The sequence below is a fragment of the Citrifermentans bremense R1 genome, from assembly GCF_000426865.1.
Classification (GTDB): Bacteria; Desulfobacterota; Desulfuromonadia; order Geobacterales; family Geobacteraceae; genus Geomonas; species Geomonas bremensis.
The window spans coordinates 1-24,582 of sequence record NZ_KE384582.1 but is presented as its reverse complement, the minus strand read 5'-3'; the positions used below and the strand labels follow the sequence as shown (position 1 = coordinate 24,582).

18 protein-coding genes are annotated in these 24,582 nt (G+C 56.7%); 9 read left to right on the top strand and 9 right to left on the bottom strand.

Annotated features, from left to right (window positions below):
- Positions 1–12: 12 nt before the first annotated feature.
- The 4 genes from trmB to K419_RS22585 all read right to left on the bottom strand — a co-directional run bounded on the left by trmB (position 13) and on the right by K419_RS22585 (position 6,243).
- Complete coding sequence (gene trmB / locus K419_RS0120755) at positions 13–636, bottom strand: tRNA (guanosine(46)-N7)-methyltransferase TrmB (RefSeq protein WP_026843214.1); 624 nt, start codon at positions 634–636, stop codon at positions 13–15.
- 252 nt (positions 637–888) lie between these two features.
- Entirely contained in the window at positions 889–2,232 is a 1,344-nt protein-coding gene (locus K419_RS0120750) for a sensor histidine kinase (RefSeq protein WP_051293163.1), read from the bottom strand.
- Positions 2,229–3,569, bottom strand: coding sequence for a sensor histidine kinase (locus K419_RS22925; protein ID WP_051293161.1), 1,341 nt, complete (start codon positions 3,567–3,569; stop codon positions 2,229–2,231). The genes K419_RS0120750 and K419_RS22925 overlap by 4 nt, the downstream gene beginning before the upstream one ends.
- Before the next feature lie 55 nt (positions 3,570–3,624).
- Positions 3,625–6,243, bottom strand: a complete 2,619-nt coding sequence (locus K419_RS22585; protein ID WP_035497727.1) for a chemotaxis protein CheB — start codon at positions 6,241–6,243, stop codon at positions 3,625–3,627.
- Between the two features lie 368 nt (positions 6,244–6,611).
- Here K419_RS22585 and K419_RS0120735 point away from each other — a divergent pair, with 368 nt between their 5' ends.
- The 3 genes from K419_RS0120735 to K419_RS22580 all read left to right on the top strand — a co-directional run bounded on the left by K419_RS0120735 (position 6,612) and on the right by K419_RS22580 (position 11,898).
- A complete protein-coding gene (locus K419_RS0120735) occupies positions 6,612–8,057 on the top strand; it encodes a DEAD/DEAH box helicase (RefSeq protein WP_026843212.1) in 1,446 nt (481 codons plus the stop codon).
- Positions 8,054–9,055 carry a helix-turn-helix transcriptional regulator gene (locus tag K419_RS0120730; RefSeq protein ID WP_026843211.1) on the top strand — a complete coding sequence of 334 codons (1,002 nt, stop codon included), beginning with the start codon at positions 8,054–8,056 and terminating at the stop codon, positions 9,053–9,055. Before K419_RS0120735 ends, K419_RS0120730 begins: the two co-directional genes overlap by 4 nt.
- A gap of 410 nt (positions 9,056–9,465) precedes the next feature.
- Positions 9,466–11,898, top strand: coding sequence for a hybrid sensor histidine kinase/response regulator (locus K419_RS22580; RefSeq protein WP_051293159.1), 2,433 nt, complete (start codon positions 9,466–9,468; stop codon positions 11,896–11,898).
- Positions 11,899–11,911: 13 nt separating this feature from the next.
- Here the strand turns inward: K419_RS22580 and K419_RS0120720 are convergent, their stop codons facing one another.
- From K419_RS0120720 to K419_RS0120705, 4 genes are all read right to left on the bottom strand, one after another.
- Positions 11,912–12,832 carry a sensor domain-containing diguanylate cyclase gene (locus K419_RS0120720; protein WP_026843210.1) on the bottom strand — a complete coding sequence of 307 codons (921 nt, stop codon included), beginning with the start codon at positions 12,830–12,832 and terminating at the stop codon, positions 11,912–11,914.
- A 106-nt stretch (positions 12,833–12,938) separates the two neighbouring features.
- Positions 12,939–13,778, bottom strand: a complete 840-nt coding sequence (locus tag K419_RS22920) for a GGDEF domain-containing protein (RefSeq protein WP_051293157.1) — start codon at positions 13,776–13,778, stop codon at positions 12,939–12,941.
- Between the two features lie 324 nt (positions 13,779–14,102).
- On the bottom strand, positions 14,103–14,762 hold the full coding sequence (locus tag K419_RS0120710; RefSeq protein ID WP_026843209.1) for a response regulator: 660 nt from the start codon (positions 14,760–14,762) through the stop codon (positions 14,103–14,105).
- On the bottom strand, positions 14,759–16,492 hold the full coding sequence (locus K419_RS0120705) for a sensor histidine kinase (protein WP_026843208.1): 1,734 nt from the start codon (positions 16,490–16,492) through the stop codon (positions 14,759–14,761). Before K419_RS0120705 ends, K419_RS0120710 begins: the two co-directional genes overlap by 4 nt.
- Positions 16,493–17,080: 588 nt before the next feature.
- Here K419_RS0120705 and K419_RS0120700 point away from each other — a divergent pair.
- The 6 genes from K419_RS0120700 to K419_RS0120675 all read left to right on the top strand — a co-directional run bounded on the left by K419_RS0120700 (position 17,081) and on the right by K419_RS0120675 (position 22,751).
- Positions 17,081–17,746: a thiol:disulfide interchange protein DsbA/DsbL gene (locus K419_RS0120700; protein WP_026843207.1), complete on the top strand. Its 666-nt coding sequence runs from the start codon at positions 17,081–17,083 to the stop codon at positions 17,744–17,746.
- An 11-nt stretch (positions 17,747–17,757) separates the two neighbouring features.
- Positions 17,758–18,465, top strand: coding sequence for a protein-disulfide oxidoreductase DsbI (gene dsbI / locus K419_RS0120695; RefSeq protein WP_026843206.1), 708 nt, complete (start codon positions 17,758–17,760; stop codon positions 18,463–18,465).
- 62 nt (positions 18,466–18,527) lie between these two features.
- Positions 18,528–20,405: an aryl-sulfate sulfotransferase gene (locus tag K419_RS0120690; RefSeq protein ID WP_035497724.1), complete on the top strand. Its 1,878-nt coding sequence runs from the start codon at positions 18,528–18,530 to the stop codon at positions 20,403–20,405.
- A 95-nt stretch (positions 20,406–20,500) separates the two neighbouring features.
- Positions 20,501–21,007: a peroxiredoxin family protein gene (locus K419_RS0120685; RefSeq protein WP_026843204.1), complete on the top strand. Its 507-nt coding sequence runs from the start codon at positions 20,501–20,503 to the stop codon at positions 21,005–21,007.
- 13 nt (positions 21,008–21,020) lie between these two features.
- The gene (locus tag K419_RS0120680) at positions 21,021–21,770 is read left to right on the top strand and encodes a cytochrome c biogenesis CcdA family protein (protein ID WP_026843203.1); all 750 of its coding nucleotides are present in this window, start codon (positions 21,021–21,023) and stop codon (positions 21,768–21,770) included.
- 66 nt (positions 21,771–21,836) lie between these two features.
- Positions 21,837–22,751, top strand: a complete 915-nt coding sequence (locus K419_RS0120675; RefSeq protein WP_026843202.1) for a transporter — start codon at positions 21,837–21,839, stop codon at positions 22,749–22,751.
- Positions 22,752–23,424: 673 nt separating this feature from the next.
- On the opposite strand, the gene K419_RS22570 is transcribed toward K419_RS0120675, so the two are convergent.
- Complete coding sequence (locus tag K419_RS22570) at positions 23,425–24,471, bottom strand: transposase (protein ID WP_035497722.1); 1,047 nt, start codon at positions 24,469–24,471, stop codon at positions 23,425–23,427.
- Positions 24,472–24,582: the final 111 nt, after the last annotated feature.

Genomic DNA, 24,582 nt, shown 5'->3' with positions numbered 1-24,582 from the left:
CCCCTACCCTTCCTACTTCACCTTGTAATGCACGAAATAGATCTTTTTCCCCTCGGCCATGAATTTCCGCATGTACTTCGAGAGGTGATAGCCGGGGAACTCGTGCCGGTACAGGTCGGTCCCAAACTGGTTCTGCATCATGGAAACCTTGGGGAGCATCTCCGCCACGTCGATGCCGTAGTCATCGAAGTCGGTGGCGAAATAAAAGTCTGCGCCAGGACGCATGTAGTCCATCATAAACTCGACGAACTCCCGGTTCACCAGGCGGCGCTTGCGGTGCCTTTTCTTGGGCCAGGGATCGGGGCAGTTGATATATACGGCCGACAGCCCCCCTTTGGGGACCCGGTCGGTGACGAACAGGCGCGCCTCGTCGCGCAGCACGCGCACGTTTTTGACCTCGTGCCGGTCCATGCGGCGGCAGGTCTTGTAGCACCCCTTGTTGTAAAAATCGATGGCGACGAAGTTCACGTCCGGCTGGTCCAGCGCCGTCTTCAGCATGAAGTCGCCTACGCCGCAGCCGATCTCCAGCGCGAGCGGGTTGTCGTTGCCGAACACAGCGCTCCAGTTCGGCGGTTTCGGCAGGTCTTCCAAACGGATGTAATTGGGTGAATCAATGTGGATGAATGATTGCGTCATCTGCCCCTCTTGCGTTTTAGTCGCGGGGAAGATAGCACAGCGAGCCGTTGTGGTGAAGGGGATTTTTTCCAGTCTTTCGTCTTTTAGTTGAAGATAGGGAGCCGCCTCAGGTTGAGGCATCCGGAGTGTTGGTGAATCTTTAGCAGAAAGTCGGCGAAGTCTCTGTAACCGTCTGCAATTCGCTTAACCTCTTGATCTGTTGTTGATCACCTCGGAGATCGCCGAGGGGATCTGCTGTCGTCGGAGAGGTGGTCAGACTTCAATCCTGAATTCGGCCCCCTCACCGGTATTGCGCACCGTCAGTCTGCCTCCCATATTTTTCTCGATGATGGTCCTAGACATGTAGAGCCCGATGCCTGTCCCTTTGTCCGCCCCCTTCGTGGTGAAATAAGGATCAAAAATTCTACCCATGACCGCCTCGGGTACGCCGCCGGCATTGTCAGTTACGGTTACCACCGACCTGCCATCTTGCTCGAAGGCGCGTATCGAGATGAGGGCGGAGCCTACACCTCGGGCGACCAACTCATCACGGGCATTCATCAGGATGTTCAAAAGCACCTGGGCGTACTCGTTCGGGTGACCGAATATCTCCAGACCGCCTTCGTGCCGGAAACTGAGCTGGATCTGCTGATCTTTGAAGGTTCTTTCGACCAGGAGAAGCGTCCGCTCGATCACCTCGCCGACCTTGAACACGACTTTTTCCTTGTCAGACCTGAAGAAGTTCAGAAAATCGTCGATGGTGCGGGACATGTGATTGATCAGTTCCATCCCCTTGCCGACATTTTCTTCAAGGAACTCCCTGCTGAACTGGCCCGAGCCATAAAAAAAAGGCAGCTGCTGGAGGATGAGCCCCAGCATGTTCAGCGGCTGACGCCACTGATGGGCGATGTTGTTGATCATCTCTCCCATGACCGCCTGCCGGTCCTGCATGATCAGCATCTGGTCCCTTTGGCGCAGCTCGCTCACCGCCTGCGCGACGCGCTCCGAAAGGGACTTGTTCAGCTCTACAAGCTCCTGCCTGGTGCGGGCGATTTCCTGCCCCGCCCGCCTGCGTTCGGTGATGTCTATGATGGCAACCCGGCACTCCCCGCCCGATTCGTCCGCCACGGCTTCGACCTGCAGAAAGCGCGGGTTGTCCTCTCCAGTGGCGAGCGGCACCTCGCAGCTCACTTTGCCCGGGCCGGCAAACACCTCCCGCTGGAAATCGTTGAAAATCTGCTTGGTTGCCTGATTGAGGAACACCCCGAAGTTGCGTCCCACGAGCCTCGCGCGTTCGACCCCCAAAAGCCTGGCCCCGCTCAGGTTCGCTCCGAGGATGCTTCCCTTTCGGTCCAGGGTGAAATAGCCGATCGGGGCGAAGTCGTAGAGATCGGTATACTTCGCCAGCAGGGATTCTGCCTCATCCCTGGACCGGCGCAGATCGATATTCTGCAGTTCCAGTTCCACCTGGTGGACCCGCAGCTCATAGAGCAGCCGCTGCGTTTGCGGCCCCGACAGAGGGGGCTGGTCGGGGTGCTGTTGCTTCAGGCGCTCTTCGGCCTGACGGCGCAGCTCGGCGTGTTGGGTGCTACGCTGTTTGCCCGGATGCTTAGTCATTGGCTCGTACCTCGCCCGGCTTTCTGGTTCAGGGTGAAATAGAAGCAGGCGCCTTTGCCCGGCTCCGCCTCGGCCCAGATCTTGCCGTTATGGCGCGACACGATGCGCTGCACGATGGCGAGGCCGATGCCGATCCCCTCGTATTCCTGCATCCCGTGCAGCCGTTCAAAAGGGGTAAACAGCTTTGCCGTGTGCTGCATCTCGAATCCGATGCCGTTATCCCGCACGAAATATACGGCCTTACCGTCCAGCCAGCAGGTACCGAACTCGATCCTGGCAGAAACCCGGGCGCCTGTGTACTTCCAGGCATTGCCCAGCAGGTTTGCTAAGAGCTGACGCAACAGATGGGGATCGCCGCATACTGTTACCCCTTCTGCCTGGACGAAATCCACCGCTCGCTCGGGTTCCATCTCGCGCAGTTCGCTCATTATCTTGGACGCCAGCGCTCCCAGATCGACCGTACTTCTACTCAACTTGTGGCGGGTCAGTCCAGTCAGCCGCAGTATGCCGTCCACCAGTTGTCCCATTCTCCCGGCGGCAGCTCCGATTCGCCTCAAAAGCGCCTGGCCGTCTCCATCCAGATGGGCTGCGTGATCCTCCAGGAGAATGTTACTGAAACCGTTCAAGCTACGTAACGGGGTACGCAGGTCGTGGGCCACCGCATAGCTGAAAACCTCGAGCTCGTTGTACGAGGCCTCAAGCGCGGCATAGGAGGCCTCAAGCTCACAGGTGCGTTCGGCCACGCGCTGTTCCAGTTCGCTGTTTAGGCGGGTTATCTTCTCCTCGGAAAGCTTCTGCTTGGTGATGTCGATCACCGCAATGTGGCAAGCCGTGTCCGAATCGGCGACGGCCGCCTCCAGGCGCACGAAGCGGCGAGGATTTACCGGCGCCGCAAGCGGCAGAGCAGCAAGAACCTTTTCTTCCCGCTTGTATACCTTTTCGAGAAAGTGGGAGAAAACCGGAAGTGCATCGCCGGACACATGGAGTGCGAAGCGGCGGCCCCGCAACCTATCGCGCTCGACACCGAGGAGGCTCGCGCCTTTCAGGTTGGCCGAAACGACGATGCCGTCGCGGTCCAGGGTGAAGTAGCCGACCGGGGCGAAGTCGTAGAGTTCGGTGTACCTTTCAAGCAAGGTCTCCTGCTCGTCCCGCGTTCTGGTGATTTCGGCATTTTGCAGCTCCAGCTCGATCTGGTAGACCTGAAGCTCGTGCAGAAGACGCTGGGTCTCGTGGTGGGCTTGCGGAGGAGAGCCGCCCGCCCCCTGGTACAGACTCATCTCGGCCTGGCGGCGCAGCTCCAAGCCTTCCAAACGACGCTTGTTTTCCCGGCTCTTCATGCCTCGCCTCACTTTTATAAAAGGGATAACCTGCCGACCGACAGTCCCGCCGGTCCTAGCTGCCAGGCTCGTACCGGGCCTTGAGCGCGGCGATCTCCTCGCGCAGTTCCGCTTCAACTCTCTTCGCCGCGCTTATCTCCGAAAAGGTGATCACCACGCCGCGGATGGCATCGTCCATTGTGCGGTAGGGCATGATGCGCACCAAAAACCAGCGCCCGTCGTTGGTGGCAATCTGCTTTTCCGAAAAGGCGAGGGTGCGCAGCACCTCATGCGCTTCCCCAATCATATCGGGATAGGGCAGGTCGCTGGTGATCTCGGCCAAGGGACGCCCCACGTCTCCCGGGCGCAGCTTGAAAAGCTGGTTGGCACCGGCGGTGAAGCGCCGAATGTTGAGGTCGCTGTCCAGGAACACGGTTACTATCTCGGTGCTGTTCAGGAGGTTCCTCATATCGTCGTTTGTCCGCGCATACTCGTCCATCTTCGACTGTTGCTCCGCGTTCACCGTCTGCAGCTCTTCGTTCAGGGACTGCAGCTCCTCCCGTGAGGTGGTCAGCTCCTCGTTGGTGGATTGCAGCTCCTCGTTTGCGGACTGCAGTTCCTCGTTACTTGATTTGAGTTCTTCCTGCGAGGATTGCATCTCCTCGCGGGTGGTCTGCAGCTCCTCGTGCAGATGTTTCATTTCCTGTTCCAGCTCCTGAACCCTAACGTTCTCGGAGCCTTTCTGCCTGCCGCGGCCTGTGCCCTTTTTCACCTGCGGCGCCTCCGAGTCGCGGAAGACGATCAGCACCATCCCGCGCAGCGCCTCGGGTTCCTGGACCGGCTGCACCGTGAGATCGAAGGCCTGGGCGGCTGCACCCTCCCCGACGCTAAGCCCCCGCACCACGACGATTTCCTTTTGTACCAGCACCTTGTGGAAGGCGCTGCCCAGCTCGAAGCGGAGCCCTTCCCGGGCCATGGCGAAGACGTTCAAAGTGGCCTTGCCGGCCGCGGGTTCCAGGTACTTGCCGGTCCGCCCGCTGAAATAGAGGATGTCCCCATTGCCGTTTGCCAGCACGGCAGGCGGGGATACCTGCTGCAACAGGAGTTGGTCGGCAAGCGACTGGAGGTTTGCGGAAGTCGGCATTTTTTGCTCCTTTGAGGGTTCCCCCCGGGCCGGGACGAAAGAGGGGGGGAACACCAGATGTTCCGTCGACAAGGCGAATTTGCGGCGCCGGAAGATCCGCAGCTTGAGGTCCAAGGGCGCAAAGAGGTCGGCACAGGCGCTGACGGTCTCTGCGCTCCCCAGGAAAAGGATGCCATCGGTTTTAAGACTGTAGTGAAAAAGCGGCAGGAGCCTCTTCTGCAGCTCCGGCATGAGGTAGATCAGGAGGTTGCGGCAGACGAGAAGGTCCAGCTTGGTGAAAGGGGGGTCCATGATAACGTTCTGGGTGGCGAAGGTGATCATCTCCCTTATTTCCTTGCGGATTCGGTAGCCGTTTTCCTCCTGTACGAAAAAGCGCTGTAGCCGCTCGGGAGTCAGGTCCGCGGCGATGTTTGCCGGATAGCACCCCTGGCGGGCCTTGTCGATGGCGTCAGGGTCCAGGTCGGTGGCGAAGATCTGCACGGTGTATTTCCCCTTCAGATCGCTGCGCTCCAGCGTCTCCTTGAAGGCGATGGCGAGCGAGTAGGCCTCCTCTCCCGTCGAGCAGCCCGCCGACCAGGCCCGAAGCACCCCGCCTGCCGGGCATCGGGCCAAAAGCTCAGGAATAGCCTTCCCCTCCAGTTGCTCCCAGGCCGCGGGATCGCGGAAAAAAGCGGTCACGCCGATCAGAAGTTCCTTGAAGAGCAGTTCCACCTCCTGCGGGTTTTCCTGCAGGAAGCGGACGTAAGAAGCTATCCTGTCTATCTGGTGAATGTCCATGCGCCGCTCGACCCTGCGGTACACCGTGTTCTTCTTGTACAGCGAGAAGTCATGACCGGTATTGGAGCGCAGGAGCAGCAGGATTTTTTCCAGGGAGCTCTGGTCCTTCTCCGCCAGGATCAACCCGTTTTTGGCGATGGCATGGGCGTTGCGGAAATAGTCGACGATCTTCCCGGGAAGGTCCTCCGCCGGGGCCACCATGTCGGCAAGGCCGGCGCCGATGGCGCTTCGAGGCATGCTGTCAAACTTGGCGCCGGAGGGGTCCTGTACCAGAACAACTCCGGCCTTCTCTCTGATGGCCTTAAGCCCCAGGGTGCCGTCGGACCCCATACCGGAGAGGATGACCCCAGCGCTTCTATCCTGACGGTCCTCCGCCAGGGAGCGCAGGAAGAAGTCGATGGGGAGGCGCAGCCCTCGCCGCACGGTCGGCTGAAAAAGGTGCAGCACGCCGTGCAAGATGGACAGGTCCTTGTTGGGGGGGATCACGTAGACGCTGTTTGCCTTGACCCGCATGCGGTCACGTACCTGGTGTACTTGCAGTACGGTGACGCGCTGCAACAGTTCGGGCAGGATACCCGCGTGGGTCGGGTCCAGGTGCTGGACGATCACGAACGCCATACCGCTTTCCGCGGGGACCTGGCGCAGGAACTGCTCCAGCGCCTCCAGTCCGCCGGCGGATGCGCCGATGCCGACTATGGGGAAAGAAAGATCCAGTCGGGAAGCCGGCTCCTGAGAAGGTTTGGAGTTCGTGTCGGCACTTTGAGGCGTTTTCATGCGATTTTCCTATGGGGGTCTACCACGAGTTGACGGGTAATTCGCCATGTATCAACCTGAAAACTGGCGTGTTTCCCGGAGAAGCAACATATCACGACCAACTAATGATAATCAACTAAACAATTCATTGATTAGACGGTTGGGAGGACGAGCGCAAGCGGGAACCGAATGGGGGAAAAGAACCACCACCTCGTAAAGTATTTTTTAGAGTAAGGAGCTGAAGGCCCGGATACCTCAAGGCATGCCGAGACAGCCGATGCGTCAGTTGCACACCAGGCATTTAGCATGGCCGCACCCATTCCTTGCCATTTTTAACGGGACGTGTTAGTTATATCCGGTTGAAATAAGGCAAAAAAAGGAAAGCAAGCATGAAATTCACCGAGCTGCAGATACCCGCGGAGGTCCAAAAAGGGATCGACGAGACCGGTTTCACCCAATGTACACCAATCCAGGAAAAGGCACTTCCCCTGGCTCTCACCGGGAAAGACGTCGCAGGGCAGGCACAGACCGGCACCGGCAAAACGGCCACCTTCCTCATCTCCATCTTCACCAAGCTCCTCAGCCAGGCAAAAACCGGCGGCGAACACCATCCCAGAGCCCTAATCCTCGCTCCCACCCGCGAACTGGTGGTCCAGATCGAAAAGGACGCCCAGGCACTTGGCAAATACACCGGCTTCAACATCCAGGCGATCTACGGCGGCGTCGACTACATGAAGCAGCGCGACGCGCTGAAGGCTGGCGCCGACATCGTCATCGGCACGCCTGGCCGACTCATCGACTACTTGAAACAGAAGGTCTACTCCGTGAAGGACGTCGAGGCGCTGGTCATCGACGAGGCCGACCGCATGTTCGACATGGGATTCATAGCCGACCTCCGCTTCATTCTGAGAAGGCTTCCCCCCTACGACAAGAGGCAAAACCTCCTCTTCTCCGCGACCCTCAACACCCGCGTCATGGAACTCGCCTACGAGTTCATGAACATGCCGGAGAAGGTGTCGGTGACCCCCGAGCAGATGACCGCCGAGCGCGTCGAGCAGGTGCTCTACCACGTTTCGCGCAAAGAGAAATTTCCGCTGCTCTTAGGCCTGCTCAGGAAGATGGGGATGGAGCGGACCATGATCTTCGTGAACACGAAGCGCGAGGCGGAATACCTGCAGGACCGCCTGAACGCGAACGAATTCCCGGGCAAGGTCATCTCTGGCGACGTCGAACAGAGAAAGCGGATGAAGATCCTGGCGGATTTCAAGGATGGAACCCTTCCCATCATGATCGCCACCGACGTCGCCTCCCGCGGCATCCACATCGAGGGAGTCTCCCACGTCATCAACTACGACCTGCCCCAGGACTGCGAGGACTACGTGCACCGCATCGGCAGGACGGCACGCGCCGGAGCAGAAGGGATGGCGATCTCGTTCGCGGACGAGGACGGCGCCTTCTACATCGAGCCGATTGAGGATTTCATCAAGCAGAAGATCCCCACCGAGTGGGCCGAGGACGACATGTTCGTCCACGACTACAAAAGGACCAAGCCCCGCCCCCGCACCGAGTTGCCTGGCAGGGGCGGCAAGCCCGGCGACAGGGGAAGGTCGGGCGACAAGGGAAGACCGGCAGCACGAGGCAGGTCCGGCTCGGGGAGCAGCAAGCCCGCAGCAGGCGAGAAGAAAGTCGCCGCCGAAAAGCCCGCCACCGAGACAGCCGCAACGGCAGGTGAAGGAACCGAGGCAGCCAAGCGCAAGAGGCCGCGCCGCCGCAAGCCGAAGAAGGCTGCCGAAGGTACCGAGTCCAATCAACCGAGCCAGCCCGATCAGCCGTGACCGGGAAGGGACGCCCCGCCAAGAAGTATTCCCAGGCAGGGAGGGTGCATGACGTGATACGCCTCATCGAGGCGCGTCACGGCATCTCCATTTCCGAGCTCACCGAAGAGACCGGCGTCAACAAGCGCACCATCCATCGGGACCTCGCCGCCATCCAGGAGGCGGGGTACCCGCTCATTTCAGACTGGCAGGACGGCGAGAAGGTATATCGCTTCCTGACCCGCTTCAAGGATGTCCCCCCCATCAGCTTCACGCTGCAGGAGCTGATGACCCTCTCCCTGCTCCGCTCCCAGCTCGACCTGCTCAAGGGAACCCCGTTCCTGGAGGACATGCAAAGCGTCTTTAGAAAGGTGAACTCCGTCCTGCCGCCGCGGCTCGCCGCGCACATGGAGCGGATAGCCGAGGTCTCCCTCCCTCTTTTGCAGGGAAAGCGCGACTACAGCCGCTGCGCCGAATCGCTGCAAACGATCCGCCACGCCCTTTTGTACCAGCACAGCATCGTCATCACCTACCACCCCCCCAACCGCCCGGAAGCCGTCGAGTACCTGGTCGACCCGTACACCCTCCTGTTCCAGAAAGGCGGCATTTACCTGTTGGGCTACGCGCAACAGCGCCAGGCGCTGCGCACCTTCGCCGTCGAGCGTATCGCCAAGGTCGAGCCGCGCCAGGAACGGTTCCAGATCCCGGAGGGGTTCCGTCCCGGGGAGGCTTTGGGCGGCGCCTTCGGCATCGTGGCCGAGCCTCCCATGGACGTGGTGATACGCTTTTCCGCCGGCATCGCCCACGCCATCAAGGACCGCATCTGGCATGCCTCACAGCAGGTAAAAGAAGAGCGGGATGGCTCGCTCACCCTCACCTTCCACGCCGGCGGCAAGATGGAGATCCTCTCCTGGCTTCTTTCCTACGGCGCCCACGCCGAACTCATCTCCCCCCCCGCACTGCGCGAGGAACTGACCCGCCTGGTCCAGGACACCTCCCGGCTGTACCATTACCGTTAGGCTTTTACTAGACCGAAACGTCTCCTCCCGCGGCTGAACCTCTGCAGTTATCGTTTTGCTCCCACACTCTCACGCCTGACAACTTGCACAACCGAGCGAAGTCCCCTTGTCTCAAACTTTATTTCACCCTCGCTTTAAAGTATGATAGTGTCGATGACGCTTGTTTCGTAGTGAGTCAATGACAGTACACGCTTCGTCTCGTGCAAGAACCACTCTATCGATTGCCGCCTGACCTGACGCTTGCCAGCACCCGGTAAAAGGCTTGCAAGTATCAATCTATCTCACATCTGAAAGGGACTATGAACGACACTCTCTTGAGACGTTTTTCGTCTTGCTTCGGGACTTTGCTTTTCCACATTCCGCTGTCACCGCTGACGTCACTTGCAGCGACTACGGGTGAAGGAACAGGAATGCACACGCTGCTTTGGATGGACTGTTCAAAGGTCGCCATAGCGGCAGTGGTGGTGATCCTGGCCCTTGTGGCCCTGTTGATCGCCATGCTGTGCAAGATGCGTCGTTTGAAGGCCGCCTTCACATCGCTTGCCGAAGGCGAACGGCGCTTCCGCACCCTGGTTGATCAAGCGGGCGACGGTTTTGAGCTGCTGGGACCGGATGGGCAGATCCTGGATATTAACAACGCCACCTGCGACTGCCTTGGTTACGCAAGAGAAGAACTGCTCAAGATGAACATCACCGACATCGACCCGACAATCGCCAAGGAGACTTTCACCGCCCAATTAGCGGAATTGGTCGATAATCCGCCAGCCACTTTCGAGACGATACACAAACGCAAGGACGGCACTACTTTTCCCGTCGAGATCAACGCCTCCATCTTCAGACTGGGAGGCATGGTCGTTTCACTTTCCCTGACCCGCGACATCTCCAAGCGCCGGCGTCAACTGGAGGAACTCGACTTCACCAACCAGTGCTTTACCCAGGCATTGAACAGCCGGCATCATGTTCTATACCGTCTCAATGTCAAAGAGGGGAGGTATGACTACCTAAGCCCAGCCTTCGAGCAGATGACGGGCTATGCCGTGGACGAATTCAAAAAAAACAGAAGCCTGGAGCTGTTCAGGGAGTACCTCCACCCCGACGACAGGAAGCGCATCTTTGCCGCCATCGAGGAGGCGCTTCTCAAGCGGGATACGGCAACGGTCAATCTGGACCTTGAATACCGCCTGAGGAAGGCTGACGGAGCATATTGCTGGCTGCGCGATTCGACTACCGCCTGCTTTGACGAGCAGGGCGAGCTCGAGTACTTTTTCGGCTCGGCACATGACATCACCGAGTCAAAGCTTGCCGAAAAGGAACGGGAACAGTTCTATACGCTGTTCATGACTATCGATGACCTCATGTGTATCGCTGACCCAATGGGAAACATCCTGAGGGCGAATCCCTCCTGCTCCGAGATCCTCGGCTATTCGGAGGAAGAGATTGTGTCAAGGCCTTTCATTGATTTCGTGCATCCCGACGACAAGGAAAGGACCGTCGATGAAATGAAGCAGCAGGTACAATCCGGGCTCACAAAGAGATTCGAAAACCGCTACGTCCGCAAGGACGGTTCCGTGCGCTGGCTATCTTGGAGCGCGGTCCACAACCAGAAGGACGGGATGACCTACGGCACCGCCCGCGACACAACAGAGCGCAAGCAGGCCGAGGAGGAGCGCAACCACCTGGAGCAGCAGTTGCTCCACACCCAGAAACTGGAGAGTCTCGGCGTTCTGGCAGGGGGCATCGCCCACGATTTCAACAACATCCTCACCAGCATCATCGGCAACGCCGATCTGGCCCTCATGCATCTCGATCCCGCAGCACCTGCAATGGTGAACCTGAAGCGGATCGAAAAAGCGGCAATGAGGGCCGCCGACCTTGCCAAGCAGATGCTCGCTTACTCGGGTAAAGGCAGATTCGTGGTCGAAGCAACCGACATCAACCGACTCGTGGAGGAGCTGAAGCACATCCTGCAGGTATCCATTTCCAAGAAGGCGGTGATGAACTACAATCTCGCCGGTTCGTTGCCTGCCGTCGACTCCGATGCCACCCAGATCCGTCAGGTAGTCATGAACCTGGTCATCAATGCCTCCGAAGCACTCGGCGAGAAGGAGGGAGTGATCAACATCACTACAGGGTGTGTCCAGTACGATGTGAATCATCCACAGGAGTCCTGGCCCACGGATACCAGCCTCCAAGGTCGATATGTTTTCGTCGAGGTAGCAGACACCGGCTGCGGCATGTCTCCCGAGACTGTGAGGAAAATATTCGACCCGTTCTTCACCACCAAATTCACGGGTAGGGGACTGGGGATGGCCGCAGTGCTGGGGATCGTGAGAGGACATAAGGGCACTATCAAGGTTCACAGCGAACCAGGCAAAGGAAGCGTATTCACAGTGCTGCTTCCCGCCTCCGACAAAGCCCCAAACGTCGCCCTCCCCCATCCTTCCGCCGACGATGGCTGGTGCAAAAAGGAAGGAACGGTCCTCGTCGTGGACGATGAGGATGAGGTACGAAACATCGGCTGCGAAATGATTAAAACTCTTGGCTTCACGCCGGTATCTGCCGCCAACGGGCGCGAAGCGTTGGAGGTATTCAGGAATACCCCGAACATTGACTTGGTAATCCTCGATCTCACCATGCCGCAGATGGACGGGAAACAGTGCTTCCGGGAACTGCGGCTGCTGGACCCGGAGCTACAGGTCATTATGGCTAGCGGTTACAGCGAGTACGAGGTGGCTCCCCAATTCATCGGAATGGGGTTGGCCGGATTCGTCGAAAAACCGTTCAAGCTGGCGACCCTGAAAAAGACGATAGGACAACTCCTAGGAAAAAACTATCACCCTTGAAGAGCTGCAAGCTTTAATTCAGGAATTCGATCCTGTTTCTGCCCCCTTCTTTCGCCTTGTAAAGAGCGGCGTCGGCCTCCCCTACCGCAACACTTTCCTTGGTTCCGGAGCGCGGGTACTGAGTCGACACCCCTATGCTCACCGTGACGGTTCCCGCTGTGGGGGCGTTTGCATTGGGCAATTGCAAGCAGCGGATTTCCTCTATCAGTTTTTCCAGTTGCCGCCGCACCATGGCGGCGGTGCTGTTTCCGAAAGCCAGTACGAATTCCTCGCCGCCGTACCTGGCACAGATGTCACTCGGTCGCCGGGCATGGCGATTCAGCACCCCTGCCACCTTGATCAGGCACTGGTCCCCGTATTGATGCCCATATGTATCGTTCAGCAGCTTGAAGTGATCGATGTCTATCATGGCTACTGTCAAGGGAAGCCCCAAGCGGGCACACCGCCTCCATTCATCGCTCAGAAAATTATCGAAGTGGCGGCGATTGAAGAGACCGGTTAGCCCGTCGGTCAGCGACAGGTTGTAAGCATGTTCTTCCGCCAGTTTGCGCAAAGTAATGTTGACATGAGAAATAGCGACATATCGGCTGCGCTCGTGTTCCACCCCGACGACGTTCATCAGGAACCACCTTTTCTCGCTCGGGCTGTGGCAGGGGTACTCCAGTTGAAAGCATTCTTCTCCTCTTATCACTTTGGCGATACCAAACGCTGCGTGTTTGCCGAATTCATCACCTGTTCGTGCTGCATCTTCGCAGGCTTCCAGGTAGTTGACCCCCTCCCACCCGGATTCCCGGCAGCAGCGGTTTTCTGCCCCGAACCGGTTCCAGGCCTGGTTGGTGAATACGATGCATCCCTGACTGTCCAAAACAGCGATGTGATCTGACAACGAATGAATCACCTTCTGTAACAGTTCAAGATCGTGAAGAACTGTCATTGCTCCCTCCAGTTCAGGCATAGAAATACGCCGCCATCACCACTCCCCGAATTGCATCTTAGTGAGTGTAAAACCGTGGACGGGAGTATGATTCACCTTCAACTTGCTAGATGCAGTCAAAGACAAGATCGTCCTTACCCTTTTCTTTCACCTGATACATAAGTTCATCGGCCTTCCTGATGATGTCCTCCGCACCGCAAGCGGGGTCACCAACCGTGAGCACTCCAATACTTAAGGACACTGGCCACTGCTTTTCCTTGACAGCTTCCATTAGTTTCGCCCTGAGGTTGGCCATCGTGGTTTTTGCATGTTTCTCATCACATTTAGGCAGCAAAATGCAGAACTCGTCCCCACCCATACGCGCGAAAACGTCCGTTGCCCGCAAATTGGCCTTTACGCAATCGACAACCGCCTTGAGAAGTTGGTCTCCAGCAGCATGTCCCATCGTATCGTTTACGGCCTTGAAGTTATCCAGATCGAGATATGCAAGAGAACATCTGTAACGATCCCGCCGTTGTCTGGCAAGTTCGTACTCGACCATTTCAATGAAAGCCCTGCGGTTATAGGCGCCGGTGAGAGGGTCGGTCCTGGAAAGGGCAGCCGAGAGATCCAGCAGTACGCGGATTCTGGCTAGCGCCGCGACAGCTGCGAGGAAGACTCCGAGATTGGACAAAAAGTCGAAGATGATTGCGGAGACGGCAAAGTTCTTGTAGTGGTGGGATATCAGGATGCAGACCGTGAGCGAAAGGCCGACTGAGTATCGTGCGCCGGCAAACCAGGCAACGAACGACACCGGAACTAGATAAACGAAAGTGAACAGGTACTGGTCAGGAAGGTAGATATCGAGGAGGAATACAAGGCTCGTCGACAGCAGCGCGATGAGGCATATCCACTTCGCCTCCAGCGTCTCCAAAAAGCGGAAATACCCACCTATCAATTCAAGCATATTTTCGCCCCACCATAAATTTCTGCGAATGCCTAAGTGCAGACGACATTCCACGCCCATCACATGATCGATGCGAGACCTCGGCGATACCCGAGGCCGGTCCCGACGCGCCCCCTGTGCATTGGACCGTGCCCACTGAAGCCGAGTGACAAACTCCGCCCTTTTAAGCCGCAGAATGCTTTCTCAACTGCTTTAAAAAGCTTTTCGGCTCCCGCGATCACTATCTAAAGCGCCGCTGCACGGAAATCTGAAAGGACTGGTCCAATCTGTATTTCGGTTTGCCATTAATCCCAAGCTAGGTCAGTTATCTCGATAGCACCAGGCTTACCCAGAACCATTCATGTTCATCCTGTACGTCCCGTACTTGATCCGAACCAGCACGTTCTTTTCCAGCAGAACCTGAAATGTAGCGACGACTGTCGGCTTGCTGGCTCCAAGCGCCTCTGCTACCTCGTCATAGGTGCCATTGAACATGTTGTTGGCGTCGAGGTGGTTGATGACGTACTCGATGATCTCGGCCCGTCTGCCGCCAAGGGTGTCGAGAATCCTAAGAAGGAACTCGTTTTTCGCGCCCCCCTGAGTCGTTTCCATTTTTGCCGCTACCTTCTGGGTCGCTATGTCGGAGAGAAGTTCGAGCATCTCGTGGAAGTTGAACGGTTTCAAAAGGTAGCCGTCAGCCTTGTGGCGAAATGCATCCAGCAGGTAGTCCGGCTCGGAATGGGCCGAGACTATGACAACGGCGACTGCCGGGTCTTTTTGTTTTATTGCAGTAAGCAGTTCGATGCCGGACAGGCCGGGCATCCTGATATCGGTCAAGACGATATCGGGGCGACGCTCTTCCAGTACTTTCAGGGCATGGTCGGCACTACCGACACAGATGGTGCTTTTGCAAAAACTGCTCAGGACCAGCTTCATCTGCTCCTGCGCAACCTCCTCGTCGTCGACAAAGAGTATGGTCATATCCTGCAACGCAGCAACGTTCATATTTCCTCCGTTTTTATTTTGGCGAATTGCAGACAGATGCAGGCGCCATAGTGCTCTTTCCCTTGCAGCTCGAAGCGCCTGTTTTCCGCCCAGACCCTCCCCTGGTCGAGATTTTCGACAATCTGGCGACAGAGATAAAGTCCGAGCCCGGTGCCGTCCGCCTTGTCCTTGGTGGTTATATAGGGCTCGAAAATTCTTTTCAAAAGATGATCGGGAATCCCGCCACCGTTGTCCTGGAAGGTGACGGTTACCAGTGAACCGGCCTCTTCGCGGCTGGAGAGTAGGATAACGCGCTCACCTGCAACCAGGCCGAGTTGGTCCCGTGCATTCAACAGCACGTTGATAGTCAACTGCACCAAGTCGTTGACGAAACCCATAGTGTGCTCCGGGGAGGTGATCCGGTTTTCTATGGTCACCCGGCTCTGTTCCATGACCGGTGCCACCATCGCTATGGCCCGCTCGACAGACGCCTGGAGCTCGATCACGGCCCGGCTGCTGCCGGACATCAGCAGAGAGCGCCAGTCATCTATGATGTTCGACATGTACTCAATGTTCTGGTTCGCCTGGATAATCTGCTTGTTGAGCAGGGTGTCGTCCAGTTTGCCGAACTGGTTCTGCAGCCCGATATTTTGAACGATGAGCGACAGGTTGTAGAGAGGTTGCCGCCATTGATGCCCGATATGACCCAGCATCTCACCGAGAGCGCACTGTTTCGAGCGCTGGGCCAGCATGTTTCCCTGTTCGGTGATGATGCGCTCATACTTCCTGAACCCGACCATGTTAATACACAGCATGACGGAAGCGGTTATAGCAAAGAACAGCAACCAGATGTAGAAGTAACCCCAGTGACGGCTCCGCAGTTCGGTCATGTCATAGGCCACAAGATATTTCCCGACTTCATGACCTCTGTTGTCGCGAAGTATCTGGGAGGTACTTACCAGGTAATATTTGTCTCCGAGTTCTATATCGTTTTCCGCACGGTTGAAATCGATCCTGTCAATGAATTTACTGAAGAATTCCGCGTCATTCGCCTTCAGCTTCCTGTAGTAATCGTACACGTATTCTGCAGAATCTATCTTATAAGAGCCTTGATTATCTATGAGCTTACCGTTGGAAAAAATAGCCGTCTTGACGTCCTTGAAAAACCATTTGAGATTGTAGTGGAAAAAGGACACGTCGACACCTAATTCTATCGTTCCGACGACGTTTGAAAGACTGTCCCTGATAGGAATGACCGTGCAGAAGTAAAGGGGAACGATATTGGTTTCATACCCGTAGGTATATTTTTTGGCGGTAAAGACCCCTTTCGTGACAGTCGGCCTGAATTGTTCAGGGTCGTGGGCTATGGATGGGTGGATCATGTGATATCTGAGTTTTCCGGTGCCGTCATAGATCAGGACCGAGATAACCGGAACATACCGCTTTCCGAAATCCTGGAAAACCGGTTCGGCAGCCTTTTCGAGGGATTCCGCATCGCCGCGTTTCAACAGCTCGGCAAAGTTCCGCTCCTGTGCCACGGCGCTGACGTAGTTGACCAGCCGGGAGCAGAGGTACTCCGATTCGCTGTCGTGGGCATTCTTGATGAAAGTGTTGATCTTGTTGGCGAAATAGGCGTAATCGGACGTCCTTTTGTGCAGATCCATCAGGGAAAAGAAGCAGAACATGCAGAAGAGCAGGACATAGGTGACGATGACGATGCGGTTTTTGTTGGCTTCGAGGAATTTTCTCATGGGGCGGTCCCTCTTCGGGGTGGTTCCTGGTAGATTATCGAGCCGTTGCTCCTGGCGCCGCGGGAAGTGCTTCAGCCCACCGAGACCCCCAGGCGCCCAAAGCAAGTTTAGTTTACTTCACTTTACCAATAGCTGTAAATAGAAATAAGATAATTTTCCCAGAAATATACTAAAAGTCCCTCCGCCCTCTTCGAAGCTCCCCCTTTCCAACACTCCCAACCCTCGGTAAAAGCGTTGCAAACACTCTCCAGCGGCGGCTCGGTTTCGTTCCGGCAAAAGCGCGCGCTGGAACGGCTGCCGGGTTTGACTTTCACAAAAAAGTAAAAAACATGCTTGACATAGTCATTTTGGTTTTGTTAAATAAACTAAAACGACACGAACGGCTCTTGCTTTTTACCAAAACCACCAGTTAGTAGCATTAAATTAAATTAATAGTTGTAGTAGTACACTTTTACTGTCCTAAGAGCGACAGCACTATCACCAACCTGGCAGTCGGGAGAAAGGAGGAGACTCGACATTCAACACGACACGTCACACGAGGCCGGATTCTGTAGACAACCATATCCATCACAACAAAGGAGAAAGATCATGTCATTCAAATTTGCCAAGACAATCATCAAGAGTTTTGCTCTGGTAGCTTTTTTTGCCGGCACCAGCTTCGCCTTCACCGAAGGGACCGATTACGTCAAGCTGGCAAAACCGATCCCGAACGCACAGGGGACCCTGATCAAGGTGTTCAGCTACGACTGTCCCTTCTGCTACAAGTACGACAAAAAGGTCACCCCCAACCTGGTTCCCAAGCTGCCGAAGGACCTCACCTTCAGACCGTTCCACCTCAAAACCAAAGGGAAGTACGGCGTTCAGGGGAGCGAACTGTTTGCCGTGCTGCTGCTCAAGGACCAGAAGGCCGGACTCTCCGACCGTGATTTGTACACCGACAAGTCCCTGCTGAAAAAAGCCAAAATGGCCTACTACAACGCCTACCATGACAAGAAGGAGCGCTGGGATGCAGGCCCCGACGCCTACCTGAAGACCGGCCTCGACGCCGTCGGCATGACCAGGGCCGAATTCGACAAGGCGAAGAACGACCCCAAGGTCAAGGCGCTGCTGAAGGAATGGGACCAGTCCTATGACGTTGCCAAGGTGCAGGGCGTTCCCGGCTTCGTCATCAACGGCAAATACCTCATCATGACCAAGAGCATCACCTCCGTCGACGGCATGCTGAAACTTATCAACGAGCTGAAGACCAAATAAGGAGACTCGCCGTGAAACTCGCAGAAATATTCAGCAACTTCAGGTCAGAACCGGTAAAGAGCATCAGCCAATGGCAGGACAAGCGGTTTCTCTGGGTTTTCATGGCGGTGCTCAGCCTGTTCATGGTCATCCTGGCCCACTCCGTATTCCAGATCTGGCTCTACATGAGGCCCTGCGAACAGTGCGTGTACATCAGGCTCGCCTTCTTCGCCATCGCCTTCGGGGGCATCGTCGCAGCCATCAAGCCCTCCAACATCGGCCTCAAGATCGTCGGCTACCTGTTTGCCATCTGGGGTAGCGTCAAAGGGGTCGCCTACAGCATCAAGCTCAACAAGATCCACCATGCCGCCCACAGCGACGACCTCTTCGGCGTGCAGGGGTGCTCCCCCGAGCCCACCTTCCCGTTCCACCTGCCGCTGGACAAGTGGTCTCCGGAATGGTTCAAGCCGACCGGCGATTGCGGCTACGACAACCCCATAATTCCCGACGGGGTCCAGCTGAGTTCCATGCAGAAGGCAATCACGGACTTCTATTCCGAAGGGTGGTACCTCTGGCCTCCTTCCCACTTCATGAACATGGCGCAGTGCACCGTGATCACCTTCGGCGCCATCCTCCTGTTCCTGATCGTGGCGGCAGCCTGCTGGATCGTTACCCTGTGGCGCAAGCGCCAATCGGCAGCACAAACGGAAAGCTCAACATGCACCGGAAAGTTGGCATAACGAGGAATAAGGGCGAGAGGGGCGGCATGTTCGCCACAGACAACATCAAAAGGAGAACAGGTATGAACTGTCAAAAAGCAGCACTAGTGAAAACCGGAAGAATGGCGCGGCTCGTGTTGTGCTCTGCCATGCTCGCAGCAGCAGTCCCTACCATGGCCTTGGCCATCGGCGGGGCCAGCGGCGCAAAGGTTGACTACCAGGTCCAGGGGAAACTCGGCGAGGTCGTCATGAACCCCTATGACATCGCCCCCTTGACCGCCGTCATCAAAAACGGCGGATACGTCATCAAGGACGTCACGGTGCGGATCGTCCCCAAGAAAGACGGGCAGGAAATCAAATACACGGTCGCCAACCAGCATCTTCTGACCCACGGCGGCATCCCGGTCTTCGGCCTCTACGCGGACTACGTCAATACGGCCGAGGTCGAATACTCCAAGCTGTACAACGGGAAATGGGAGCAGGTCAAGGAAAGCTACACGCTGTATGCCCCCCCCGTGTATGCAGAGCCTAATGCCACCAAGACGCAGAAAGCGGCCCTCTTTTCCTCGGCTGAAGTCAAGAAAGTCGACAAGAAGTTCAGCGACCGGCTCTATTTCGTCAACAACTTCCTGCACAAGGCAGGCAAAGGCACCAGGGCGGTCTGGAACAACCCGACAGGCGGCGCGCTGGAGTGGAACTACTATCCGCAAAACTTCATCGTCGATACCAAGGGTGAAGTCCGCTGGTACATGAAAGCCGACAGCATCTACGACCTGAAGTCGATCTATAAGGCCGGCGTCATGATGGGCTTCAAGCAGAACAACGACGGCGCCATGAGCTGGGGTTTTGGCCAGCGCTACGTGAAGTACGACATCATGGGGAAAGAGATCTTCAATCGCGAGCTTCCTGCCGGTTACAACGATTTTTCCCACTCCATGGACAATTCCCCCAACGGCGACTACTTCCTGCGGGTGGGCAGCTCGAACCTGAAGCGGGCTGACGGCAAAAATGTCCGCACAGTGCGCGACGTGATCATCGAAATAGAGCCCGGCACCGGCCTCGTCAAGGATGAATGGCGCCTCTTCGACATCCTCGACCCCTATCGCGACGTCAACATGAAGGTGCTCGACCAAGGGGCCGTATGCCTGAACATCGACGCCAGCAAGGCCGGCCATACCATGACCTCCGAAGAACTGGCCAAGCAGGACGCAAACGACAAATTCGGCGACATCGTCGGTGTCGGTCCGGGCCGTAACTGGGCCCATGTGAACAGCGTCGACCACGATGCGGAAGACGATTCCATCATCATCAGCTCCCGCCACCAGTCGGCCGCAGTCAAGATAGGCCGCGACAAAAAGGTCAAATGGATCCTGGGCAGTCCCGAGGGGTGGAAGAAGGAATACCAGGACAAGTTCCTGACCCCGATCGACTCCAAGGGGAACAAAATCGAATGCGTCAGCGGCGGCTCGAAGTGCCCCGGTTACGAGAATGACGAGGGTGGTTTCGACTGGACCTGGACGCAGCATACCGCGTTCAAGATCGACAGTAAGTCCAAGGGCGACATCCTCTATCTGAGCGTCTTCGACAACGGCGACAGCCGCGGCATGGAGCAGCCGGCCCTGCCGAGCATGAAGTACTCCCGTGCCGTCATCTACAAGATCGACCAGAAGAAGATGACCGTCGAGCAGGTCTGGGAGTTCGGCAAAGAGCGCGGCAACGGCTGGTACAGCCCGGTCACCTCGCTGACCGAATACCAGAAAGACAAGGACTCCGTGTTTGTCTACTCCGCGACGGCCGGCGCCGATTTCGACATCGCTACGGGTGCATTCAAGAGCGACCCCAACCCCTACATCATGGAATTCAATTACGGCTCGACCGTGCCGGCGGTTGAAATCCAGCTGAAGGATACGACCGGCTACCAGGCCATGCCGTTCAGCGTGGAAAAGGCCTTCACCAAGTAAACACGTTGCTGCAAACCTCAGGCTGAAGGACCTCCTTCAGCCTGAGGCGCATTAAAGATCACGTAACCGAAAACAGCATCCGAGAGGTTGTCACCATGAACCCACTGTTCCGCTTTATCTGCGCCTCCCTTTTCACCCTAATGGTTCTCGCCGTGGCGGCGCCGGTCCAGGCTCAGGGCGATGGCTGGCCGGTCAGCACCGGCTCGCCGGCGCCGGACTTCAGGCTCCCCACGCTCGCGGGGGAGAGCAAGAGCCTGTCGCAGTATCGCGGCAAGATCGTCCTGGTGAATTTCTGGGCTTCCTGGTGCCCCTACTGCCGCGACGAGATGCCCTCCATGGACCGGCTGCTCAGGTCCTTTCCCAAGGGGGACCTGGTGATCCTGGCGGTCAACGTCGAAAAGCGGATCCCGGAGAAATACCGCAGGGCGCAGGTATCCTTCGACTTTCTCAGCGACGCCTCGGGCCAGGTGCAGCAGAAGTACGGCGCCTATCGTCTCCCGGACACCTTCATCGTCGACCGCAAGGGGGTGGTCCGGCAGCGAGTAACCGGCGGGATCGAATGGGATGCCCCCAAGGTCGTCAGCTACCTGAAGTCGCTATAGTGGAGAAGCCGATATGAACTTAGGACCGGACATCACCTACTGGATCGCCTTCTCCGCGGGATTCCTCTCCTTCTTCTCCCCCTGCGTGCTCCCCCTCATTCCTTCCTACATCACCTACATCACCGGGCTCTCCTTCGGCCAGTTGCAGGAGGCTCACCCTGGGACGAAAGTACGCCTGGTCGTTTTGGCCCACTCCCTTGCCTTCGTCCTCGGCTTCTCCGTGGTCTTCGTCGGCATGGGGGCTCTTGCCGGGGCCGCCTCCTCCACCTTCCAAACGGTCATGAAGGACGGTCTGATCTGGCTGCAGCGGGCTGGCGGCCTGCTGATCTTCCTCTTCGGCATCCACATGTCGGGACTGTTCCATTTCGGGCTGCTGCTAGGGGACAAGAGGGTCCGTATCCAGAACAAGCCGGGAGGTCTCGCGGGGACGTTCCTCGTGGGAATCGCCTTTGCCGCCGGCTGGACCCCCTGTATCGGCCCCATACTCGGGGCCATCCTCGCCATGGCGGCCGGCACGTCGGGCTCGACCGCAAAGAGCATGCTGCTGCTCGGCTGCTATGCGGCGGGGCTTGGGATACCTTTCGTCATCTCCGGACTGCTGTTCCACGGTTTTCTCGATTTTTTCAAACGGTTCAAGTCGCACATCCGGAAGATGGAGTTCTTTACCGGGATTCTGCTGATGGCCGTAGGCATCCTCCTCTTCTTCGGCCTCTTCAACGACTTGACCACGTTCCTCTACCGGTTGCTCCCGGCGGGGGAGTGATTCAACCCACAGGATTCACCGCAGTTCGGCAGAAACGCGATGCCGCACAGAAGAAAGGAGCACGTTATGAAATTCAGCAAGCGCATCATCCCGCTTTCCTTAGCGGCACTTTGCACCTTTGCCGGCCTTTCCTGGGGTGCTGATGCCCCTGTCGTCCCGCAGCCCTTCGGCCCTGCCATTTCCGCCTTCGGTCCTGCCGGGACAGGATTCCCGGTGGGGAAGCTTGGTGTCCTTCTCAATTACCAGTACTGTGAGACCGACGGCATCCGCAAGGGAGGCAGTGAAGTAAGCGACGCGATCAAATTGACTAAAAACGTAGGAGTCGTGAAACTCCGCTACGGCATCACCGAAGGTCTCGACGTGCGCACCGCGACCCCCATCTACGACGTTTACAAAAAAAACCGGGCCACCGGCCAAGGGGAGCATCTGGGTTGGGTCGGCGACACCGCCATTGCACTGCACAAGGTACTGCTGAAGCAGGCGAAAGGCGCCCCCCTTGACCTGGCGGTGGACGTCGGCCTAGTCGTGCCGACGACCGATGTCAGCAACAAGAGTGTCGATTTCGTCGGCAACGGTGCCTGGGGCGCCGGCGGCGCCGTCGGTGTTACCTACACGAACGGCTCACATCGCCTTGACCAGGAGATCCACGTGTACACCTTTACCGAAGGGTCGCACGACTACCGGAAGCCGATGTACATCCGGAGCACCACAGCCTGGGGCTACGCCGTGAACAATTATTTCGACATGGGGGCTGAATCGCAGTTCGACTGGAATGACGAGAGCGAAAAAAACGGAAAAAGCCAGAACGATTCGAAGAACGAATGGTATGCCGGGCCGAAGGTGGCATTCAAGTACAAGCCGGCCGGTTTCGCGGCCGGCCTGGCGGCCATGTTCCCCTTCGCTCGCTGGTATGAGGCCAATACCCCCTCCGAGGGTTTCCGGATCGAGCTGAAACTGAGCAAGACCTTTGACCTCATGTAGCACAAGAAGTGCAACCAGCGGCGATCCGTTACTCAAAGCTGAAATTTAGGCAAGGGGAAGGGGCATAAGGCAGGAGGGAGGCGCAGTAAAGGTAAAGTCCGACTCGGTTCTGCCTTGCTGCCCCTCCCCTTCTTTATGTTAGCGTCCCTCCTGCCTCTCATTCAGCACGTCCCACCATTTGACATCTCACCCAACCTTGATAAGTTTCCATCCCCCCGAGCTGCGCGAGGAACTGACCCGCCTGGTGCAGGACACTTTCCGGCTTTACCAAGCCAGGTAGAAGCCATATCAGACCGAGACTTCCCGTCTCGCCAATGACGCCACAAACGCCTGCAGCTTCCAATTCGTCCCCATTTACAAAATTCTGTACAGGCTCGCCTTTCCCAAAAGTCGCGGTTGAGTGCTTGCTAGTCGTGAGTGCGAGCTTCGTAGTCGTGGATTCCGGCCGATTGCGACCGGCATTCCGATCTGATTGCGACCGCTGTTCCGGCGTGATCGCGACCGGCATTCGGCTGGGAGCATCTGAGCATCTGGGGGACGCCCATCAAAATATAAATTACTGACTGCCGTTGCTGCCTGGGTATCTGCCGTTGATGAAATCTTGCAGACGCAACCCCATCTCCGCAGCAAGTTTCTCTCCGCAGCATCTGGGGGACGCCCATCAAAATATAAATTACTGACTGCCGTTGCTGCCTGGGTATCTGCCGTTGATGAAATCTTGCAGTCGCAACCCCATCTCCGCAGCAAGTTTCTCTCCGCGGCTGACTGCAACGCTTATGGCAGGTTGGGTCATCCCGAGTCGGTGACCCAAAAAGGTCGTGGTAGCACCTAACTCACGAACTGCCCAATAGCAGAATAAACTGCGAGCTTGTACTTTCTTTGGCTGATTACCGTGCGTCTCAAAATCCTCCTTGCTTGTGCCAAGCACGACAGCAACGATATCCGCCACCCTCTCTAGATCAACTCCTTGATTGATGTACTTGAACTTTCTTTCCATCTCCTCTTCAGCAAGGTGAAGAACATTCTCCACGAAGTCGCTGTCTCCCAGTATCCGCTCGTCACTCTTAAGGAAGACTCCCGCTTCGCGAGCAGACACTACTTCACGCCATCCCCCTGCGCTACGCAATAATCCTCCGCCTGTAAGGTCGTCACGTTTGCCAAGGGCAGCCCCATCCGAGATGAACTTTTCATAAGCACGAATAGCAGCCTTTTCTCCATCTGAAAATCGCCGCAGAACTTGCTCTGTTGCCATCCAAGGCACGGTACTACTTTGGTTGACGATACGACTATGGCCGCTATAGCGGAACCTCTTCAGTTCATCGAGAGATGTCACAATGCCAGCACGAAGTGGATTTAGGTGGATGTATCGCACCAGCTCAAGAAGGTATAGCTCCTCTTGGCAAAGAATGGACTTATAACGGTTTTGAAACAAGTGCCCGTGTCGGTTGTGCCGGTGGTTAAAATTAGTAGCATATCCCGTGAGGAGACGACTCATTATGGTAGAAACAGGACATGATCCTGTCTGCAGCAGCAGATGGAAATGATTCGGAATCAATGCCCATGCATAGCAAATGGTCGATGTTTCACTAAGAATATTCCCCAATCTCTCGACAAAATCATCCCGGTCACAGTTGTCGTTGAAGACATCCCTGCGTTCGATGCCGCGGCAAATTATATGGTGCAGTGCACCAGATCCATCTATGCGAGACTGGCGAGGCATACCAATTCCTAGTTTTTTATTTATTAATGGGCGTCCCCTTATTCTACATCAAAATATAAATTACTGACTGCCGTTGCTGCCTGGGTATCTGCCGTTGATGAAATCTTGCAG